This window comes from Ruegeria sp. CDSC045, from assembly GCF_059610725.1.
Genome location: NZ_JBXWOE010000008.1, coordinates 160,673 through 180,111 on the forward strand (window position 1 = coordinate 160,673; position 19,439 = coordinate 180,111).

General features: G+C 56.9%; 20 protein-coding genes. 18 read left to right on the forward strand and 2 right to left on the reverse strand.

The window, feature by feature from the left end:
- Window positions 1-9: 9 nt before the first annotated feature.
- The 3 genes from ccoO to ccoP are packed head-to-tail and all read left to right on the forward strand — an operon-like array spanning window position 10 to window position 1,822.
- Entirely contained in the window at window positions 10-738 is a 729-nt protein-coding gene (gene ccoO, locus AC2FH6_RS15030) for a cytochrome-c oxidase, cbb3-type subunit II (protein WP_142636943.1), read from the forward strand.
- 11 nt (window positions 739-749) lie between these two features.
- Entirely contained in the window at window positions 750-962 is a 213-nt protein-coding gene (locus tag AC2FH6_RS15035) for a cbb3-type cytochrome oxidase subunit 3 (protein WP_142636941.1), read from the forward strand.
- Window positions 959-1,822: a cytochrome-c oxidase, cbb3-type subunit III gene (gene ccoP, locus AC2FH6_RS15040; RefSeq protein ID WP_496703369.1), complete on the forward strand. Its 864-nt coding sequence runs from the start codon at window positions 959-961 to the stop codon at window positions 1,820-1,822. Before AC2FH6_RS15035 ends, ccoP begins: the two co-directional genes overlap by 4 nt.
- 103 nt (window positions 1,823-1,925) lie before the next feature.
- Here ccoP and AC2FH6_RS15045 read toward each other — a convergent pair whose 3' ends face one another.
- A complete protein-coding gene (locus AC2FH6_RS15045) occupies window positions 1,926-2,108 on the reverse strand; it encodes a hypothetical protein (RefSeq protein WP_281973103.1) in 183 nt (60 codons plus the stop codon).
- Window positions 2,109-2,208: 100 nt separating this feature from the next.
- On the opposite strand from AC2FH6_RS15045, the gene AC2FH6_RS15050 reads away from it, so the two are divergent.
- From AC2FH6_RS15050 to rplA, 12 genes are all read left to right on the forward strand, one after another.
- Window positions 2,209-3,084, forward strand: a complete 876-nt coding sequence (locus tag AC2FH6_RS15050) for a LysR family transcriptional regulator (RefSeq protein ID WP_496703370.1) — start codon at window positions 2,209-2,211, stop codon at window positions 3,082-3,084.
- 100 nt (window positions 3,085-3,184) lie between these two features.
- Window positions 3,185-4,612, forward strand: a complete 1,428-nt coding sequence (ccoG, locus tag AC2FH6_RS15055; RefSeq protein WP_281973105.1) for a cytochrome c oxidase accessory protein CcoG — start codon at window positions 3,185-3,187, stop codon at window positions 4,610-4,612.
- 2 nt (window positions 4,613-4,614) lie between these two features.
- Window positions 4,615-5,073, forward strand: a complete 459-nt coding sequence (locus AC2FH6_RS15060) for a FixH family protein (RefSeq protein ID WP_496703372.1) — start codon at window positions 4,615-4,617, stop codon at window positions 5,071-5,073.
- Window positions 5,074-5,076: 3 nt separating this feature from the next.
- Window positions 5,077-7,254 carry a heavy metal translocating P-type ATPase gene (locus AC2FH6_RS15065; RefSeq protein ID WP_496703374.1) on the forward strand — a complete coding sequence of 726 codons (2,178 nt, stop codon included), beginning with the start codon at window positions 5,077-5,079 and terminating at the stop codon, window positions 7,252-7,254.
- Between the two features lie 5 nt (window positions 7,255-7,259).
- Window positions 7,260-7,418 carry a cbb3-type cytochrome oxidase assembly protein CcoS gene (gene ccoS / locus AC2FH6_RS15070; protein ID WP_142636927.1) on the forward strand — a complete coding sequence of 53 codons (159 nt, stop codon included), beginning with the start codon at window positions 7,260-7,262 and terminating at the stop codon, window positions 7,416-7,418.
- A 70-nt stretch (window positions 7,419-7,488) separates the two neighbouring features.
- A complete protein-coding gene (secE, locus tag AC2FH6_RS15075) occupies window positions 7,489-7,686 on the forward strand; it encodes a preprotein translocase subunit SecE (RefSeq protein WP_142636925.1) in 198 nt (65 codons plus the stop codon).
- Window positions 7,687-7,887: 201 nt separating this feature from the next.
- Window positions 7,888-8,421, forward strand: a complete 534-nt coding sequence (nusG, locus tag AC2FH6_RS15080) for a transcription termination/antitermination protein NusG (RefSeq protein WP_142637254.1) — start codon at window positions 7,888-7,890, stop codon at window positions 8,419-8,421.
- 207 nt (window positions 8,422-8,628) lie between these two features.
- A complete protein-coding gene (locus AC2FH6_RS15085) occupies window positions 8,629-9,414 on the forward strand; it encodes a phosphodiesterase (protein ID WP_496703376.1) in 786 nt (261 codons plus the stop codon).
- Window positions 9,415-9,417: 3 nt separating this feature from the next.
- Window positions 9,418-10,281: an EamA family transporter gene (locus AC2FH6_RS15090; RefSeq protein ID WP_496703378.1), complete on the forward strand. Its 864-nt coding sequence runs from the start codon at window positions 9,418-9,420 to the stop codon at window positions 10,279-10,281.
- Window positions 10,282-10,317: 36 nt separating this feature from the next.
- The gene (locus AC2FH6_RS15095) at window positions 10,318-10,548 is read left to right on the forward strand and encodes a hypothetical protein (protein WP_496703380.1); all 231 of its coding nucleotides are present in this window, start codon (window positions 10,318-10,320) and stop codon (window positions 10,546-10,548) included.
- A 920-nt stretch (window positions 10,549-11,468) separates the two neighbouring features.
- Window positions 11,469-11,918, forward strand: coding sequence for a 50S ribosomal protein L11 (gene rplK, locus AC2FH6_RS15100; RefSeq protein ID WP_085823307.1), 450 nt, complete (start codon window positions 11,469-11,471; stop codon window positions 11,916-11,918).
- Between the two features lies 1 nt (window position 11,919).
- Entirely contained in the window at window positions 11,920-12,618 is a 699-nt protein-coding gene (gene rplA / locus AC2FH6_RS15105) for a 50S ribosomal protein L1 (protein ID WP_142636917.1), read from the forward strand.
- A gap of 69 nt (window positions 12,619-12,687) precedes the next feature.
- On the opposite strand, the gene AC2FH6_RS15110 is transcribed toward rplA, so the two are convergent.
- On the reverse strand, window positions 12,688-13,647 hold the full coding sequence (locus AC2FH6_RS15110) for a phosphotransferase (protein ID WP_496703382.1): 960 nt from the start codon (window positions 13,645-13,647) through the stop codon (window positions 12,688-12,690).
- 401 nt (window positions 13,648-14,048) lie between these two features.
- Between AC2FH6_RS15110 and rplJ the strand changes: the two genes are divergently transcribed.
- The 3 genes from rplJ (at window position 14,049) to rpoB (ending at window position 19,405) form a co-directional block, all read left to right on the forward strand.
- Window positions 14,049-14,567 carry a 50S ribosomal protein L10 gene (rplJ, locus tag AC2FH6_RS15115; RefSeq protein WP_142636913.1) on the forward strand — a complete coding sequence of 173 codons (519 nt, stop codon included), beginning with the start codon at window positions 14,049-14,051 and terminating at the stop codon, window positions 14,565-14,567.
- A 79-nt stretch (window positions 14,568-14,646) separates the two neighbouring features.
- Complete coding sequence (gene rplL / locus AC2FH6_RS15120; RefSeq protein ID WP_142636911.1) at window positions 14,647-15,021, forward strand: 50S ribosomal protein L7/L12; 375 nt, start codon at window positions 14,647-14,649, stop codon at window positions 15,019-15,021.
- 250 nt (window positions 15,022-15,271) lie between these two features.
- Window positions 15,272-19,405, forward strand: coding sequence for a DNA-directed RNA polymerase subunit beta (gene rpoB / locus AC2FH6_RS15125; RefSeq protein WP_271949830.1), 4,134 nt, complete (start codon window positions 15,272-15,274; stop codon window positions 19,403-19,405).
- Window positions 19,406-19,439 lie beyond the last annotated feature (34 nt).

Consider the following 19,439-nt stretch of genomic DNA (forward strand, 5'->3'; position numbering starts at 1 on the left):
GCCGGAGCAATGGCAATTCTCGACAAACATAAGATCCTCGAGACCAACGCGACCCTCCTGCTGATCTTCAGCTTTCTGGTCGTGACCATCGGTGGCATCGTGCAGATCACCCCGCTGTTCTATCTTGAGAACACCATCGAAAAGGTGGAGGGCATGCGCCCTTACACCCCCTTGGAAATGGCGGGCCGTGACATCTATATCCGCGAAGGCTGCTATGTCTGCCACAGTCAGATGATCCGCCCGATGCGGGATGAGGTCGAGCGCTATGGCCACTACTCGCTGGCGGCTGAATCAATGTATGATCATCCGTTCCAGTGGGGGTCCAAACGCACCGGCCCTGATCTGGCCCGTGTCGGTGGTCGTTATTCTGACCAGTGGCATGTGGATCACCTGCGCAACCCGCAGTCGGTGGTGCCTGAATCTGTAATGCCGAAATACGGCTTCCTCGAGCATCGCAAGATTGACGGTAAGTACATCGGTGATGTCATGAAGGCGAATGCGCTGGTAGGCACGCCCTATACCGAAGAGATGCTGGAGAACGCCGTGGCGGATTTCCGGGCGCAGGCCGATCCCGACAGTGACTATGACGGCCTGCTGGAACGCTATGGTGACAAGGTCAGCGTGCGGAACTTCGATGGTCAGCCCGAGCTGACTGAAGCGGATGCGATGGTCGCTTATCTGCAGATGCTGGGAACGCTGGTCGATTTCTCGACCTTCACCCCAGACGCGAACCGGTAAAGGAGGGTGTGATGGAAGAATATACACTCTTACGGCAATTCGCGGATAGCTGGATGTTGCTGCTGCTCTTTGTTTTCTTTGTTGGGATCATAATCTGGGTTTTTCGCCCGGGTTCCAGCAAGGAATACAAGGACACCGCGAATATCCCGTTTCGGCATGATGATGCACCAGCGCCCCTGCGGGGCGACGACAATCCCGCCACATCCAAGGAGGCGCGGCAATGAGCAAGACACCTGAAAAACAGCCGGGTGATCCGAGTACAACCGGCCACAGCTGGGATGGTATCGAAGAATTCGAAAACCCGATGCCGCGCTGGTGGTTGTGGACATTCTACGCCACCATCTTCTGGGCGGTAATCTATACGATCATGTATCCCGCATGGCCCTTGGTTCAATCCGCCACTGCTGGCGTTTTGGGCTGGTCCTCTCGCGCTCTGGTACAAGAAGAGATGATTGCGTTTGAAGAGGCGAATGCCCCTTGGAACGCCAAGCTTGTGGAATCATCGCTTGAAGATATCTCGGCAGATCCCGAACTGCAGCAATACGCGGCGAATGCCGGGGGCGCGGTGTTCCGTACCTGGTGTGCGCAATGCCACGGCTCAGGCGCGCAGGGTGCACCAGGATTCCCGAACCTGCTGGATGACGCCTGGCTGTGGGGTGGTTCGCTTGAGGATATCGAGACCACAATCGCCTATGGCATTCGCAACGAGGAAAGCGACGATGCGCGCTATTCCGAAATGCCTGCATTTGGCGAAATCCTGGAACATGACGAGATCACCCAAGTGGTTCAATACGTGATGTCCCTGACCAATGCGCAGACTGATGACGTAGCTGCGCAGGCAGGCAAGGTTGTCTTCGAAGATAACTGTTCGTCCTGTCATGGCGAGGATGGCACTGGTGACGTCTTTCAGGGCGCACCCAACCTGACCGATGCGATCTGGCTCTATGGTGGCGACGCAGAGGCATTGACTGAGACCGTGACCAATAGCCGTTTCGGTGTAATGCCTGCTTGGGAAAACCGCCTTACCGACGCGCAGATCCGCGCTGTGACGGCCTATGTCCACCAGTTGGGTGGCGGTCAGTAAGGCCAAAAGAATACCTTCGGACGGTTCGCCGCCCGAAGGTTAAGGCACCGGCTGTTCTCTCTGTTCGCGCGTTTCCTGAACAGCCGGTGCTACTATTATCAGACTACAGGCCCCCATTGGTGCAGTCCAGATGCGCCTTTTCGCGCGGGCCAGACTTTTCAATCCACCAGTGATGGTCCGGCAGCCAGCTGCTGCGCGCAAGGTCGCGGCTATCTGTGCCAGTGCCTTTGCCGTTAGCCTCTGTTTTGGTGGCTACCATGAAACTTCGTGCCAGTATCGCAAGCATCTGATCCCTCCTGGATTGTGTTGCCGCTGTTATCAGGATTGATCTTTAGCCTGATAAATGCGACTCAATTACGATTCCAATATGTAAGTAGGACTTACAGATGAACTGGATGGATATGCCGCCGCTTGCGGCTTTGCGCGCCTTTTCTGCCTTTGCTGAGACTGGAAATGTTGTTCAGGCAGGGGCGTCGCTGAATGTCAGTCACGCAGCGATCAGCCAACAACTGCGTGCGCTTGAAAAACACCTGGATCTGGCCCTTCTGGACCGATCCGGTAAATCCATGACCCTGACGGCCGAGGGCAAGGTTCTGGCGCGTGCCCTGCATTTGGGATTTGGGGCCATAGGTGCGGCGGTCACTGACCTGAAGCGTACAACCGAGGATCGCCCGGTCCACGTATCGCTGACGGCCTCTTTCGCAGCTTCGTGGCTTATGCCGCGCTTGCCCGCATTTCAGGCCGAGCATCCAGGCATTCACCTTGCGCTGGATCCTTCGCCCCGGTTGGTCGATCTGCGCCCGGGCGGCGTGGATCTGGCGATCAGATATGGGGCAGGGGACTGGCCCGATGTGACGGCCGAACTGCTGTTGCAAAGTCCGATCGTGATTGTCGCTGCGCCATCCCTGTTGACTGGGCGGGCACCTGTGACACCTAAAGCACTCAGCCGTCTGCCCTGGCTTGAGGAGTTCGGCACAACGGAGGCAACGCAATGGCTGGCCCGTCACGGCGTGGACCACAGCCCCGGCGCTGGCCGCATCGCCTTGCCGGGAAACCTGCTGCTTGAGGGAGTGCGCGCCGGGCAGGGTGTAACAGCCACCGTGCGGCATTTTGTCGAAGCGGATATCATTGCGGGTCGATTGGTCGAACTGTTCCGCGAACCCGACGGGCGCGGATACCATATTGTCACCGGTAATATGCCGCTTCGTCCAGGGGTGAAGATATTTATCAGGTGGCTCAGGCGGCAAGCTGGTAAGATGTGACAAAAGGTGTCTTTACGATGCGCTTTTGACCCATGTCAAAGTGGCTGCCCGTATGATCTGGAAGAAGACGCCGTAGAACAGCTACATCTGGAGCCAGCCCGTGAGCGATTCCGACCCCGCCCCCAGCCTATACGCAGCGCGCGAACCGATCTTTCCCCGCCGCGTGTCCGGCCCGTTTCGCAACCTGAAATGGTTCATCATGGCGGTAACGCTGGGGATCTATTACGTCACACCCTGGATCAGATGGGATCGCGGTCCCAGCCTTCCGGACCAGGCGGTGCTGCTGGATCTGGCCAACCGGCGCTTTTACTTTTTCTGGATCGAGATCTGGCCGCACGAGTTCTATTTCGTGGCCGGGTTGCTGATCATGGCCGGTCTGGGCCTGTTTCTGTTTACATCGGCGCTGGGGCGCGTGTGGTGCGGCTATGCCTGCCCGCAGACCGTCTGGACTGATTTGTATATCTTGGTCGAGCGCTGGATCGAAGGTGATCGAAACGCCCGTCTGCGCCTGCATCGTCAGAAAAAGATGGATTTCCACAAAGCAAGGCTGCGCGTCACCAAATGGGTCGCCTGGCTGTTTATTGGTCTGGCAACGGGTGGTGCCTGGGTGTTCTATTTCGCGGATGCGCCAACGCTTGTCCGTGATCTAGTGACCGGAAATGCACATCCGGTCGCCTATACAACCATATTGATCCTGACGGGGACGACCTTTTTGTTCGGTGGGTTCGCACGCGAGCAGATCTGTATTTACGCCTGTCCCTGGCCGCGCATTCAGGCCGCGATGATGGACGAGGATACTCTGGTGGTTGGGTATCGCGAATGGCGCGGTGAACCGCGCGGCAAAGGCAAGCGGACCGCGGATTCCGATCTTGGGGACTGCATTGATTGCATGGCCTGTGTGAATGTCTGCCCTGTCGGTATCGACATCCGCGATGGTCAGCAGCTTGAATGTATCACCTGTGCGCTGTGCATCGACGCCTGCGATGACATGATGGCCAAAATTGGCAAGCCGCGTGGCTTGATCGACTACATGGCGTTGAGCGACGAATCGAGTGAACGCGCCGGTCATCCGCCCAAGAATGTCTGGAAACACATCCTGCGGCCTCGGACCATTATGTATACGGGTATGTGGTCTGCGGTTGGCTTCGCGCTTTTGTTCGCCCTGTTCATCCGGTCTGACATTGATCTGACCGTAGCGCCGGTGCGAAACCCGACATTTGTAACCCTTTCTGACGGCACTATCCGTAACACTTATGATGTACGACTGCGGAACAAACATGGCGAGGACCGCCCATTCCAACTGACCCTGTCCGGTGATCCGGCCCTGAAGATACAGATCGAGGGGGTTGAAGGTGAGACTGTCAATGTGACGGCGGATACGGCACAGTTGACCCGTGTTTACATCGTCGCATCGGGCGACACCGGGCCAGCAACTTTGGATACAACGCCGGTCCGCATCTGGGTCGAAGACCTGCAGAGCGGTGAGCGCGCCTATAAGGACACCACGTTTAACGGACGAGGGAACTGAACATGGCTGAACGTAAATTCACCGGCAAACATGCGCTGGCTGTGTTCGTTGCATCCTTTGGCGTGATCATCACGGTGAACCTGGTTCTGGCCTATAGCGCGGTGAAGACCTTTCCGGGGCTCGAGGTCAAGAATTCTTATGTGGCCAGCCAGGAATTCAACGAACGCCTGAAGGAACATCAGGCGCTGGGCTGGTTTATCCGCGCCGAGATGTCGGGCGGCTTGCTGATCCTGCATATAACCGATCAGACGGGCGCACCGGTCAAGGTGGCTGACCTGCAGGCCGTTGTGGGCCGCGCGACCCATGTCAAAGATGATTTTGCTCCTGATTTCACATTCGACGGGACTGCATATGCGACTCCGGCATCGCTGGGTCCGGGCAACTGGAACATTCGGCTGGTTGCCAAAGATCACAGCGGGGCCGAGTTTGCACAGCGCGTGCCGCTTTTTGTGAAGGGCTAGGGGATGTCTGCGCAGATGTCCTCCGGCACCGCAGCTTGCCCCGGCTGTATCGCCGCCCCGGCAGAGCCCGCAAGGCCGATCCCGCAGGATGTGCAGATCGCGCTGTCATTGCCGGGAATTCACTGCTCGGCCTGTATTGCCACGGTCGAGCGTGAATTGAATGCCCAGCCCGGAGTCGAGGACGCGCGCGTGAACCTGACCTTGAAACGCGCGATGGTCAAAGCCGCGCCCGATCTGCGGGCCGCCGATCTGATCCCGGTGCTTGAACGCGCAGGCTTTGAGGCGCACGAGCTGGACCCTGGATCCCTGTCTGCCACGCAGTCCGACAAAGCTGGTCGCGACCTGTTGATGCGGTTGGCGGTGGCTGGTTTTGCCTCGATGAATGTAATGTTGCTGTCTGTCTCTGTCTGGTCAGGGGCAACCGATGCAACGCGCGACATGTTCCACTGGATTTCGGCAGCGATTGCTTTGCCTGCGATCGCGTTTTCGGCGCAGCCCTTCTTTGCCAATGCCTGGAGCGCCTTGCGCGTCGGTCGCCTGAATATGGATGTGCCGATCGTGTTGGCAATCCTGTTGGCATTGGCCACATCGCTGTGGGAAACCGCGCTGAATGGTGAGCACGCCTATTTTGACGCCGCCCTGACCCTGACGTTCTTTCTGCTGGCCGGTCGCTATCTGGATTACCGTACTCGCGCCGCCGCCCGATCCGCAGCCGAGGAGTTGACCGCGTTGGAAGTTCCGCGCGCGATCAGGCTGGCCGATGGTCAAGAAGTTGAGGTGCCCGTCGCAACGCTGAGCGTGGGTGATCTGATCCTGGTACGTCCCGGAGGCCGAATGCCGGTGGATGGCGAAATCGTTTCCGGGCAATCCGAGCTCGACCGATCGCTGCTGACGGGTGAAACCTTGCCGGTATTTGCGGAAACCGGTCTGACGGTCAGTGCTGGTGAGGTAAATCTAACGGGTCCATTGACCGTACGGGCGACAGCCGTGGGTGAGGATACCTCGTTGCACCGCATGGCCGATCTTGTGGCCATCGCGGAATCTGGGCGGTCGCGTTATACTTCGCTGGCGGATAAGGCAGCCAAGCTTTATGCACCGGGCGTGCATATCCTGTCGGCGCTGAGCTTTCTGGGCTGGTATATCTATTCCGGCGATATCCGCACCGCGCTGAATATCGCAGCAGCGGTGCTGATCATCACCTGCCCCTGTGCGCTGGGTCTGGCCGTACCGGCGGTGACGACGGCGGCCTCGGGCCGGTTGTTCCGCAAGGGGATGCTGATCAAACACGCCACAGCGCTGGAACGCCTGGCTGAGGTGGATACGGTTGTGTTCGACAAGACGGGAACACTGACCTCGGGAATGCCGGAGCTGACCAATCTTGCGGATCATGCGCCCGGCGATCTGGAAATTGCACTGGCACTGGCCGAGGCCTCGTCGCACCCGCTCTCTGTTGCGCTGGCGCAGGCTGCCCGTCAAGCGGGGGTCACGCCCGCAAATGTCGAGGGGATCTCTGAAGTTCCGGGGTACGGCACCGAAGGCATCTTTCAAGACCATCCCGTGCGTCTGGGACGCGCCGAATGGACCGGTGGGCAAGAGGCTGAACAAACTGCGGCCTGGCTGTCGTTAGCAGGGCGGGCGCCTTCAGTGTTCTTGTTCTCGGACACATTGCGCGCCGGTGCGGCTGAGGCGGTTCAGGCGTTTCGCGATGAGGGGAAAAAGGTCATTTTGATCTCGGGCGATACGCAAGGCGCGGTTGAGACGCTGGCCGGTAAGCTGGGGATTGAGACATGGATTGCGCAGGCCCTGCCGCAGGACAAGGCAACCCATGTGCAAAGCCTGCGGGATCAAGGCTGCCACGTCCTGATGGTTGGTGACGGGCTGAACGACACGGCGGCGCTGGCCGCGGCGCATGTGTCGATTTCACCGGCCTCGGCGCTAGATGCTGCGCGAGTGGCATCCGATATCGTGCTGTTGGGTAACGACCTGTCGCCGATTGCGGGTGCCTGCGATACCGCGGTTAAGGCAACGAAACGGATTCGCGAGAACTTCCGTATTGCAACCATCTATAATATCATTGCAGTGCCACTGGCGGTTGCGGGCCTAGCCACGCCGCTGATCGCGGCATTGGCAATGTCGACCTCGTCCATTACCGTTTCTCTGAACGCGCTGCGGCTAAGGTGATCTGAATGGAAGTTCTGGCCTATCTCATACCGATTTCCCTGCTTTTGGGAGGGGTTGGCCTGTTTGCGTTCATCTATACCGTTCGGTCGAACCAATATGACGACCCCGAAGGCGATGCGCGCCGCATTCTAAGCGACGAATGGGACGATAAGCCCAAGCCCTGACGGCCCCCTTGAAATTGCCTCAATGCCCGGTTATGTCCGGCCCATCCGCTAGCAGAGAGAACAAAGCCAAATGGCAACTATGAATCCGATCCAGTTTATTCAGCAGGTCCGTGCCGAGGTTTCAAAGGTCGTCTGGCCAACCCGCCGCGAGGTGTTGCTGACCACGGTCATGGTGTTCATCATGGCAGCACTGACGGCTGTGTTCTTTGCGCTGGTCGATCTTGGTATTCGTGGTGGCCTGCAGCTGATTCTGGGCATGTTCGGTTAAACCGGGCCGGGCAGGTCGGAAACGTCGCTGCCCCCTTGCACAGCTTGCGATGTCAGAGTAGGTGACGCGGTACTATTCGGAATGGGCGTGCGGCGATTCGGGCTGTGCGCCGCTTTTTATTCCGGGTGACGCGACAGATTTTCAATAACGGCTTTTCCGGTACATGGAATGCAGCCGAAGGCAAACAAGGACGACAGGTTCATGGCGAAACGGTGGTACTCGGTCAGCGTTCTTTCGAATTTCGAAAAGAAGATCGCAGAGCAGATCCGCACGTCGGTGGCCGAGCAGGGCCTTGAGGATGACATTGACGAAGTTCTGGTGCCCACCGAAGAGGTGATCGAAGTGCGCCGGGGCAAGAAAGTCACAACCGAACGTCGCTTTATGCCGGGTTACGTGCTGGTACATATGGAAATGTCGGATCAAGGGTATCACCTGGTCAACTCGATCAACCGGGTCACTGGTTTTCTGGGCCCGCAAGGCCGCCCGATGCCGATGCGCGATGCCGAGGTGAACCAGATCCTCAACCGTGTCCAGGAGGGCGAAGAAGCGCCCAAGCTGATGATCTCGTTCGAAATTGGCGAGAAGGTCAAGGTGAATGACGGTCCGTTCGAAGATTTCGACGGCATGGTCGAAGGTGTGGATGACGATAACCAGAAGCTGAAGGTCTCGGTCTCGATCTTTGGTCGGGAAACCCCGGTCGAGCTGGACTTCACTCAGGTCACCAAACAAAGCTAATTTCCAATTAGCGAAATTTGACAACGCCGCGTTGCCCTGGGCACTGCGGCGTTTCTTGTTTTGGAGCCTTCAGCCCGTTATCAGACCTGGGCAAATCAGGGCGGAACTGATCTGTCGAAATCGGGATAATCTTTGTCGTAACCAATCGGGATGGAACCCGGCCGCCTGGCATATTTGGACAACCATGCAAGGCAAGTGGGCAGGTAGATGAAATTCATACATATCACAGATATCCACCTTGTTGACCAAGACGGGCACCTGAATGGCGGCGTTCCTTCGACCCAATTTGCCCGTTGCCTTGAGGATATCGCCAAATGGCATTCGGATGCAGCGTTTTGCGTGATATCCGGCGACCTGGCCGAGTTTGGAAGGGCTGAAGCCTATCAGGTGCTCAAGTCACATCTGGACGGTTTCCCGCTTCCTTGTCACCTGATGATCGGCAACCATGATGATCGTCAGGTTTTCAGAACGGTCTTTACGGATGACCATGTGGATTCAAATGGCTTTGTTCAGCACAGCATCGAGACCGACGCGGGAAAGTTTATCTTTCTGGATACGACAAAAGACGGTGCGGATATGCATGAAGGCCAGCTGTGCACCTTGCGCTTGAATTGGCTGAAAGAACAGCTGATCTCGGCGGGGGATAAGCCCTGCTATTTGTTCATGCACCACCCGCCTTTTGACATCGGCATTCCCTATGTGGACGACATCCGCCTGGTCGAAGCCGAAGTGTTTTTTGAAACACTCGATCACGGGCGTAACATTCGCCACGTCTTCTATGGGCATGTCCATCGCATGACCTATGTGAACTGGCGTGGCATCCCGTTCACCAGCCTGCCCAGCCTCAATCACCAAATCCCTCTGACTGCCGACAGTGTTGACGGGGAATTCTGTGATGAACCGCCAGCCTATGGTGTTGTGCAGATCGCGGACGACCAGATGACTGTGCACTATAACACCTTTCTGCAGCGCAATCCGCTTCATCAGACCTGAGATATGGAACTTGGCCTGATTGTTCTTGTTCTGATTTCGGCGGCGACACATCCGCTGCGGGATCTGTTGTTGAAAGACACGGCGCATCCGGTGTCCTGTTATGTCGGTGTAGCGCTGACCTGGGTCATTCTTGCGGCGCTTCACGCTCGACTGGTTGGCCAGCCCCTGACCCTCAGCCGCGAGGTCTGGCCTCTGGTGCTGGTTTCTTCCCTGGGGTTGAGTTTTTATTACTATGGCACGCTTTCAGCCCTGCGCCGGGGCAACCTTTCGGTGTATTATCCGATCATCCGGTCCTCGCCGATTGCCATCGTTGCCTTTAGCTGGCTTGCGCTGGATCAACAGTATTCGTGGCTCATCCTTGTGGGGATTTCGCTGGTCCTGATGGGCAGCCTGATGATCCAGAAATCTCCGGGCGGATTGCTGCATGATCACAAGGCTTTTGCGCTGGCTGTCATGGCGATGCTGGGCTCGGCCGCCTATTCGCTGAGCGACGCAAACGCTATGCAAAAAACAACGCCCGCGCCTTTCCTGTTCTACTGTTATATCCTGGTGACATTGACCCTTGCCGGCATCCGGGCCTGGGAAGATCGCCATATGTCGACCCCATTTCTGGGCGTGGTACGAGGCTGGACACACGCCCCGTGGCGGATCGTATTCGCAGGGATTGCATCCTATCTATCTTATCTTTTTATCCTGAGAGCTTTCCAGTTAGGCGCCGAGGCCGCACCTGTCAGCGCAGTCCGGCAGGCCTCGATTCCGGTATCCGTAGTCCTTGCCGCGCTCGTCCTGAAAGAGCCGCGCTTTCTCCACCGCATCGGCTGGGCCAGCCTGATCGCGCTTGGGATATTGGCAATCACACAGTCCTGATTTGCCTTTGCGCGACAACTGGCAAGCAAGGCAGAGGTGCACCAGGTTTTCTACATCACTCAGCGAGATGGCGAAGCGCCCAAGCTGATGATCTCGTTCGAAATCGGCGAGAAGGTCACGGCCTACTCTGGTCCATTCGTGGATTTCGACGGGATTGTCGAGGGCGTGGATGACCAGAGGCAGGAGGCAAAATTTATTCGGTGGATTTTGAGGGGCCGCATTGCCCTAGCCAGTGCGGCATCTTGGCTGGCGGAACGTTTACATTGATGATCTGGGTTGGTACATAACTGCCCTATTGATTTGACCGAATGTTTTTTCCGAAAAGTGACCACAAGGCGTTTTTCATGCGTGCGTTCATCTATTTTGTTTTCTTGATTTTGGCTGCGTGTACCGCTGATGTTTTGTCACCCGAAGTGTTGTCTTCGAAAGTAGCGCGCGCATCGTCCGCAGAGCTGTGTTCCGCATATCGGCTCCCAAGTACGACATTGCGGGGGAAACTGATGATCGAAGCAGAGCTGGCTGCTCGAAAAGTGAACCAATGTGGTAATAGCAATTATGGTCAGTACAGCCTGTCTACAGCTCGGACCAAATCCTACGAGCGACCGTTTTCATCCGAGGCAGCAGGGGGTGACTATGATTGTGATGACTTTCCGAATGGCGCAGCAGCGCAAAGGTTCTTCTTAGCGTCTGGTGGACCTGTATCTGATCCACATAATTTGGATCTTGATGGCGATGGTCTCGCGTGTGAGTGGGGTGCTCAGATCAGGAAAGTATCTTCGTACCGCCGACCGGTTGCCAGCGTTAGGCGCGTGACCTCACGGTGCTACACGGGTCCAAGAGGCGGAACCTACACAATCACGGCGAGTGGAAACAAGAATTATGGCGGCTGCTAAGTTGCTCTGATAGCACGCAAGGTTGTGCATGTAGCGGGTGCAAACTCATTGGGCGGTGACAGATGCTGTTTTGCTGTTGCTTAGCTTTGGAGCGAGGGTCGGTTTGGGTTCGATGTGGCTGCTTCAGGCCGTGATTCAAACCCTTGCCAATACTTCCGTTCCCCTGTACATGCCGCCTCTATCGTCTTTGGGCGAGATTCTCTCGTGGGAGATTACCGGGATCGCGATCCCGGATCGGACCACGCAACATAATCTGGGTGAAACGCGTTTCACCTTAGTTGAAAGGAAAACCAAATGGCCAAGAAGCTTGCTGGTACAATGAAACTGCAGGTTCCTGCAGGTCAGGCGAACCCGTCGCCGCCAGTTGGTCCGGCGCTGGGTCAGCGCGGCATCAACATCATGGAATTCTGCAAGGCGTTCAACGCCAAGACCGCAGACATGGAGCAAGGCGCGCCTTGCCCGACCGTGATCACCTATTACCAGGACAAGTCCTTCACCATGGACATCAAGACGCCGCCTGCGTCTTATTACCTGAAAAAAGCAGCTGGCCTGAAGCCGGTTGGCAAGCGTAACCGCCCCCGTGGCGCGGAAAACCCAGGTCGTGAGACTGTGGCATCCGTGACCTCGAAGCAGGTTCGTGAAATCGCCGAAGCAAAAATGAAAGATCTCAACGCCAACGACGTCGAAGGCGCAATGCAGATCATCCTGGGCTCGGCCCGCTCTATGGGCATCGAGGTGAAGTAAGATGGCAAAACTCGGTAAACGTACCCGCGCTGCGCGCGAAGCTGTCGCTGGCAAGGAAAACCTGTCGGTCGAAGAAGCAGTTGCCCTGGTCAAAGCCAACGCAACTTCGAAATTCGATGAGACCATCGAAATCGCTCTGAACCTGGGCGTTGACACCCGTCACGCGGACCAGATGGTTCGTGGCGTTGTTGGCCTGCCGAATGGCACCGGTAAAACAATGCGCGTTGCTGTATTCGCTCGTGGCCCCAAGGCTGACGAAGCGAAAGAAGCAGGGGCGGATATCATTGGTGCAGAAGATCTGATGGAAACCATTCAGGGCGGCACCATTGAATTCGATCGTTGCATAGCAACCCCGGACATGATGCCCATCGTTGGTCGTCTTGGTAAAGTTCTGGGCCCCCGCAACCTGATGCCGAACCCCAAGGTTGGCACTGTGACCATGGACGTGAAAGCGGCCGTAGAAGCAGCCAAAGGCGGCGAAGTTCAGTTCAAAGCTGAAAAAGGCGGCGTTGTGCACGCTGGCGTTGGCAAAGCGTCCTTCGACGAAGCCAAACTGGCAGAAAACGTTCGTGCATTTGTGACCGCTGTTGCCAAAGCCAAGCCAACAGGCGCCAAAGGCACTTACATGAAGAAAATCGCGCTGAGCTCGACCATGGGCCCAGGCGTGACTCTGGATGTGGCTGCTGCTGCGGGCGAATAAGTCCCTAGCTTACAGCTAAAATGATTGGACCCGAACGGTGAAGGCTGTTCGGGTCTTTCTTTTTCAGCCTCACTCATACACGGCTTGCAGGCGCAGGTTCAGGCGGTCTCTGCGAAAACTCTCGTATTCGCTGCAGGATCTGTCCAATCGCCATAAGTCCAGCCAATCCATCACCAGACGTGCGCGCATACACATATCCAGAACGTCCATCTGAATTGGATGGCGGTATTTGCGAAAGAACATGTCCTTGTTTGTTTTCAGGATGCCGCTTTGATCAATTTGATCCTCAGTGCCATCGCGAAAGATATCGGATTTCAGAAAGTCGACGATATCGTAAACTGCCAGCTTTTCGCGTGCTTCGGTAAAATCCAGACCGATCATCTCACCTTGCCCGACGATCAGGTTTTGGCTGTGAAAATCTCCGTGCGCATGGATCAGCAAGTCAGTTATGCCCTTTAGCTGTGCGGCCTCATGGGTCAGGTGCTGAACCATCTTCTGCCCCCAAGGCTGCACTGTATCTGGGACAAGGCCTAGCAAAGCCTGAAGCTTGTCGACCATCCAACTGGGCCGGAAGCTATAGGTCTTGATGGGTTGAAAGCTGTGCAGGTCGTTCAGCCACGATCCGGCGCGGCGATAGATGCGGCCGATCTGGTCGTCATCCGGGCTGTTATGGATAAGATCCGCAGCGGTGGGGCGGTCAATAAACTGCGTCACAAAAAACGCATCACCCGGTGATATGTAAACCGGGTCGACAACCCCCGCAGATTCGTATCGTGCAAAATGGGCGGTCAGCTTTCCGAGCATGTCAAACTCATCGCGCAAACGTCCCGTCCCGGGCGATTCCGTATCGACCTTTAGGGCATAGTCCCGGCGCGCACCCCGGACCCTGAGCACTATGCGCGAGCCCGCAAAATCATGAGAACGATAGACGCATTCGAAACCCGCCGGTCCATCCTCGGGCGTTTGATCCAGGAACTCCTGAACAAAGCCGCGCGCGCGTTCGTATTCGTCTGTGGTGAGGGTCAGCATTCAGGGATGGATACCTAAGAAGAAAGGGGCTTAACCAGACTGGACCTCAGCGCATGGAACATGTCAATCTAGGACACTGTTCCGGTGCCAGCTGCGCTGCTCGATCATTTCCGGTTTCTGCCCAATTTACCCCTTGGAAACCCGGCGTAACTGCCATAAAGAGAGCTGCGAAGTAAAGCGTGCGATTCGTCGTGCGCTTTATTTTGTTTCGTCCAAGACGGTGGGTGGTGTCATCTGGCCCCTTAATTCCCTGCCTGAGACGGGTAAGACCAAAGAATTCTGAGGGCTTCGATCCTCGGGCGAATTTTGGCTAATCCCGTAACAACGGACCTGAACGCCGGAGCGTAAGCTGCGGCAAATATGAGCCGGGGTGAGATATCACCCCTAACTTGGAGAAAACTGTGGATAGAGCCCAGAAAGAGAAAGTGGTCGACGAGCTCGGCCAAATCTTCGAAAGCTCTGGCGTCGTAGTGGTTGCACACTACGCCGGTCTGACAGTTGCCGAGATGCAGGACCTTCGCGCACGTGCTCGTGACGCGGGTGGTGCCGTGCGTGTTGCCAAGAACAGGCTCGCCAAAATCGCCCTCGACGGAAAGCCATGTGAAAGCATTGCCGACCTGCTGACGGGGATGACCGTTCTGACCTATTCTGAGGACCCTGTGGCAGCAGCCAAAGTGGCCCAGGACTACGCCAAAGAGAACCAAAAGTTCGAAATTCTTGGCGGTGCAATGGGTGAGAACGCTCTGGATCGTGCCGGCGTTGAAGCCGTGTCCAAAATGCCTTCGCGCGAGGAGCTTATTGCTACTATCGCGGGCATGCTGGGCGCACCTGCTTCGAACATCGCTGGCGCAATTGGCGCACCTGCAAGCAACATCGCAAGCATCCTTTCCACCATCGAAGAGAAGGCGGAAGCTGCGTAAGCGGTTGGCACTGAATGATCTGCGTAGGGTAGTCACCCTGACGTTGGAACACACACTGTAAACGGAAAGAGCTGATAAAATGGCTGATCTGAAAGCACTCGCAGAAAGCATCGTGGGTCTGACCCTGCTGGAAGCACAAGAACTGAAAACCATCCTCAAAGACGAATATGGCATCGAGCCCGCAGCTGGCGGCGCGGTTGTCATGGCAGCCGGTGGCGACGCCGGTGGCGCAGCTGAGGAAGAAAAAACCGAATTCGACGTCGTTCTGAAGAACGCCGGCGCTTCGAAAATCAACGTGATCAAAGAAGTTCGCGGCATCACCGGTCTGGGCCTGAAAGAAGCCAAAGAGCTGGTCGAAGCTGGCGGCAAGATCAAAGAAGCTGTGTCGAAAGACGAAGCCGAAGACATCAAAGGCAAGCTGGAAGCAGCTGGCGCCGAGGTCGAACTGGCCTAAGTCAGTCTTTTGGTGCATCGCAGATGCACCGGAAATTTGGCTGGTCCCGGAGAAATCCGGGTCCAGCCGAACCTGTCTTAGAAAGGACCTCATGGATTGGGGTGTTTTCTAAGACGCGGTTCATGGATCGGGAGGCTGCCATTCGGGACGGTGGCCACGAATTGATCCGGACGTGTTGTCTCTAATGTGCAAGGCACCGGGGCCCGACGGTGTCTTTGTCCGCTGAGAACATCGAAAGGTGACATCTGACATGGCTCAATCGTTCCTTGGCCAGAAACGTCTTCGGAAATATTACGGCAAAATCCGCGAAGTGCTGGAGATGCCGAACCTCATTGAGGTGCAAAAATCTTCTTATGATCTATTCCTGCGCTCCGGCGATGCAGATGTGCCGACAGACGGCGAAGGCATCAAAGGCGTGTTCCAGTCGGTTTTCCCGATCAAGGATTTCAACGAAACCTCCGTTCTGGAGTTCGTGAAATACGATTTGGAAAAACCCAAATACGACGTCGAAGAGTGCATGCAGCGCGACATGACCTACAGCGCGCCGCTGAAAGTCACTCTGCGTCTGATCGTGTTTGATGTCGACGAGGACACTGGCGCCAAGTCGGTCAAAGACATCAAGGAACAGGACGTGTTCATGGGGGATATGCCCCTGATGACACCAAACGGGACGTTCATTGTGAACGGTACCGAGCGTGTGATCGTGTCCCAAATGCACCGTTCGCCTGGTGTGTTCTTTGACCACGACAAGGGCAAGACCCATTCCTCGGGCAAGCTGTTGTTTGCCTGCCGCATCATCCCGTATCGCGGCAGCTGGCTGGACTTTGAGTTCGACGCCAAGGACATCGTGTTCGCTCGTATCGACCGTCGACGCAAACTGCCTGTGACAACCCTGCTGTATGCGCTGGGTCTGGATCAAGAAGCGATCATGGACGCCTATTACAACACGGTGTCGTACAAGCTGGACAAGAAGAAGGGCTGGATTGCACCGTTCTTCCCCGAGCGTGCACGCGGTACGCGTCCGACCTATGACCTGATCGACGCCAAATCCGGTGAGGTGATTGCCGAAGCGGGCAAGAAAGTCACCCCGCGCGCGGTCAAGAAGCTGATCGATGAAGGCAACGTCACCGAGCTGTTGGTTCCGTTCGATCACATCGTCGGGAAGTTTGTCGCCAAGGACATCATCAACGAAGAAACCGGCGCGATCTATGTCGAAGCTGGTGATGAGCTGACGCTGGAATACGACAAAGACGGCGAGCTGATCGGAGGCACCGCGAAAGAGCTGATCGACGCGGGCGTCACCGATATTCCGGTTCTGGATATCGACAACATCAATGTCGGCCCCTACATGCGTAACACCATGGCGGCAGACAAGAACATGGGCCGCGACACAGCGCTGATGGACATCTATCGCGTCATGCGCCCGGGTGAGCCGCCCACCGTCGAAGCGGCCTCGGCGCTGTTCGAAACGCTGTTCTTTGACAGCGAGCGCTATGACCTGTCCGCCGTTGGCCGTGTAAAGATGAACATGCGTCTGGCTCTGGATGCGCCCGATACGCTGCGCACCCTGCGCCGCGAAGACATCGTGGCCTGCATCAAGGCTCTGGTTGAACTGCGTGACGGCAAAGGGGACATCGACGATATCGACCACCTCGGCAACCGTCGTGTGCGTTCGGTCGGCGAACTGATGGAAAACCAGTACCGCGTTGGCCTGCTGCGCATGGAGCGCGCGATCAAAGAGCGTATGTCGTCGGTCGAGATCGACACCGTCATGCCGCAGGACCTGATCAATGCGAAACCGGCTGCTGCTGCTGTCCGCGAATTCTTCGGCTCGTCGCAGCTGTCGCAGTTCATGGACCAGACCAACCCGCTGTCGGAAGTCACCCACAAACGCCGTCTCTCGGCGCTTGGCCCCGGTGGTCTGACACGCGAGCGTGCGGGCTTTGAGGTGCGCGACGTTCATCCTACACACTATGGTCGGATGTGCCCGATTGAAACGCCGGAAGGCCCGAACATCGGTCTGATCAACTCGCTGGCGACCTTTGCCCGTGTGAACAAGTATGGCTTCATCGAAACACCGTACCGTGTCGTCAAAGACGCCGAAGTGACCGATGAGGTTCACTACATGTCCGCGACCGAGGAAATGCGTCACACAGTGGCACAGGCGAACGCGACACTGGATACGGATGGCAAGTTCATCAACGATCTGGTTTCGACCCGCCAGTCAGGTGACTACACTCTGGCCCCGCGCGAGAATGTGGACCTGATCGACGTCAGCCCAAAACAGCTGGTATCGGTTGCTGCATCGCTGATCCCGTTCCTTGAAAATGACGATGCTAACCGCGCTCTAATGGGCTCGAACATGCAACGTCAGGCGGTTCCGCTGCTGCGGGCCGAGGCACCGCTGATTGGTACCGGAATCGAGGAAAAGGTTGCGATTGACTCAGGTGCTGCGATTCAGGCGAAACGCGCCGGTATCATCGACCAGGTCGATGCCCAGCGTATCGTTATCCGCGCGACTGAGGATCTGGAACTGGGCGACGCTGGCGTTGACATCTATCGTCTGCGCAAATTCCAGCGTTCGAACCAGAACACCTGCATCAACCAGCGTCCGCTGATCAAAGTGGGTGACACCGTCCAGAAGGGCGAAGTCATTGCTGATGGTCCGTCGACCGATATGGGTGAACTGGCCTTGGGTAAGAACGTGGTCGTCGCGTTCATGCCCTGGAACGGTTACAACTACGAAGACTCGATCCTGATCTCGGAACGTATTGCGCGTGACGACGTCTTTACCTCGGTCCATATCGAGGAATTTGAAGTCGCCGCCCGTGACACCAAGCTGGGTCCGGAAGAGATCACCCGCGATATTCCGAATGTCGGTGAAGAAGCGCTGCGTAACCTCGACGAGGCGGGCATCGTTTACATCGGCGCGGATGTTGAACCGGGCGATATCCTGGTCGGCAAGATCACTCCGAAGGGCGAAAGCCCGATGACCCCGGAAGAAAAGCTGCTGCGCGCCATCTTTGGCGAAAAAGCATCTGACGTGCGCGACACTTCGCTGCGCGTGAAGCCAGGCGATTACGGTACGGTCGTTGAGGTCCGCGTCTTCAACCGTCACGGCGTCGAGAAAGACGAGCGTGCGCTGCAGATCGAGCGGGAAGAAGTCGAACGTCTGGCCCGTGACCGGGACGATGAGCTGGCGATCCTGGACCGCAACATCTATGCGCGCCTGCAAGGCCTGATCATGGGTAAAACCGCGGTCAAAGGCCCGAAAGGCGTCAAGCCAGGGTCGGTGATCACCGAGGACCTGTTGGAAACCCTGACCCGTGGTCAGTGGTGGCAGCTGGCGCTGGAAGATGAGCAGGACGCACAGATCGTTGAGGCTCTGAATGAGCAGTACGAAGTGCAAAAGCGTGCTCTGGACGCCCGTTTCGAAGACAAGGTCGAGAAGGTTCGTCGCGGCGACGACCTGCCGCCGGGTGTGATGAAGATGGTCAAAGTCTTCATCGCCGTGAAGCGCAAGCTGCAGCCGGGCGATAAGATGGCCGGTCGTCACGGGAACAAAGGTGTAATTTCCAAGGTTGTTCCGATGGAAGACATGCCGTTCCTGGCCGATGGTACACCGGTTGACTTCTGTCTGAACCCGCTAGGTGTTCCTTCGCGTATGAACGTTGGTCAGATCCTTGAAACCCACATGGGTTGGGCCGCGCGCGGTCTGGGTCTGAACATCGACGACGCGCTGGGTGAATATCGCCGCTCTGGCGACCTGACCCCGGTTCGCGAAGCAATGAAGCTGGCCTATGGCGACGATGTCTATGAAGAAGGCATCACTGGCATGGACGAGGGTCACCTGATCGAGGCTGCGGGCAACGTGACCCGTGGTGTTCCGATCGCGACTCCGGTCTTTGATGGCGCCAAAGAGGCAGACGTCAATGACGCTCTGGTGCGCGCGGGCTTCTCGCAAAGCGGTCAGTCGGTTCTGTTCGACGGTCGTACGGGTGAGCAGTTTGCACGTCCGGTGACCGTGGGCATCAAGTACCTGCTGAAACTGCACCACCTTGTGGATGACAAAATCCACGCGCGTTCAACCGGGCCGTACAGCCTGGTTACCCAGCAGCCGCTGGGTGGTAAGGCGCAGTTCGGTGGTCAGCGCTTTGGTGAGATGGAAGTCTGGGCTCTGGAAGCTTACGGCGCCGCCTACACCCTGCAGGAAATGCTCACCGTGAAATCGGATGACGTCGCCGGCCGGACCAAAGTGTACGAGTCGATCGTCAAGGGCGAGGATAACTTTGAAGCGGGCGTACCGGAATCGTTCAACGTTCTGGTGAAAGAAGTCCGTGGCCTCGGCCTGAATATGGAACTCCTGGATGCGGAGGAAGAGTAGGGGCGGCAACGCCCCAAACTCATCCCATCCCAAT

Excerpts from the sequence above, each read along its gene's own strand:
- ccoO (WP_142636943.1), top strand. The coding sequence starts at position 10 with ATGGCAATTCTCGACAAACATAAGATCCTCGAGACCAACGCGACCCTC.
- AC2FH6_RS15035 (WP_142636941.1), top strand. The coding sequence starts at position 750 with ATGGAAGAATATACACTCTTACGGCAATTCGCGGATAGCTGGATGTTG.
- ccoP (WP_496703369.1), top strand. The coding sequence starts at position 959 with ATGAGCAAGACACCTGAAAAACAGCCGGGTGATCCGAGTACAACCGGC.
- AC2FH6_RS15045 (WP_281973103.1), bottom strand. The coding sequence starts at position 2,108 with ATGCTTGCGATACTGGCACGAAGTTTCATGGTAGCCACCAAAACAGAG.
- AC2FH6_RS15050 (WP_496703370.1), top strand. The coding sequence starts at position 2,209 with ATGAACTGGATGGATATGCCGCCGCTTGCGGCTTTGCGCGCCTTTTCT.
- AC2FH6_RS15060 (WP_496703372.1), top strand. The coding sequence starts at position 4,615 with ATGGCTGAACGTAAATTCACCGGCAAACATGCGCTGGCTGTGTTCGTT.
- AC2FH6_RS15065 (WP_496703374.1), top strand. The coding sequence starts at position 5,077 with ATGTCTGCGCAGATGTCCTCCGGCACCGCAGCTTGCCCCGGCTGTATC.
- ccoS (WP_142636927.1), top strand. The coding sequence starts at position 7,260 with ATGGAAGTTCTGGCCTATCTCATACCGATTTCCCTGCTTTTGGGAGGG.
- secE (WP_142636925.1), top strand. The coding sequence starts at position 7,489 with ATGGCAACTATGAATCCGATCCAGTTTATTCAGCAGGTCCGTGCCGAG.
- nusG (WP_142637254.1), top strand. The coding sequence starts at position 7,888 with ATGGCGAAACGGTGGTACTCGGTCAGCGTTCTTTCGAATTTCGAAAAG.
- AC2FH6_RS15085 (WP_496703376.1), top strand. The coding sequence starts at position 8,629 with ATGAAATTCATACATATCACAGATATCCACCTTGTTGACCAAGACGGG.
- AC2FH6_RS15090 (WP_496703378.1), top strand. The coding sequence starts at position 9,418 with ATGGAACTTGGCCTGATTGTTCTTGTTCTGATTTCGGCGGCGACACAT.
- rplK (WP_085823307.1), top strand. The coding sequence starts at position 11,469 with ATGGCCAAGAAGCTTGCTGGTACAATGAAACTGCAGGTTCCTGCAGGT.
- rplA (WP_142636917.1), top strand. The coding sequence starts at position 11,920 with ATGGCAAAACTCGGTAAACGTACCCGCGCTGCGCGCGAAGCTGTCGCT.
- AC2FH6_RS15110 (WP_496703382.1), bottom strand. The coding sequence starts at position 13,647 with ATGCTGACCCTCACCACAGACGAATACGAACGCGCGCGCGGCTTTGTT.
- rplL (WP_142636911.1), top strand. The coding sequence starts at position 14,647 with ATGGCTGATCTGAAAGCACTCGCAGAAAGCATCGTGGGTCTGACCCTG.
- rpoB (WP_271949830.1), top strand. The coding sequence starts at position 15,272 with ATGGCTCAATCGTTCCTTGGCCAGAAACGTCTTCGGAAATATTACGGC.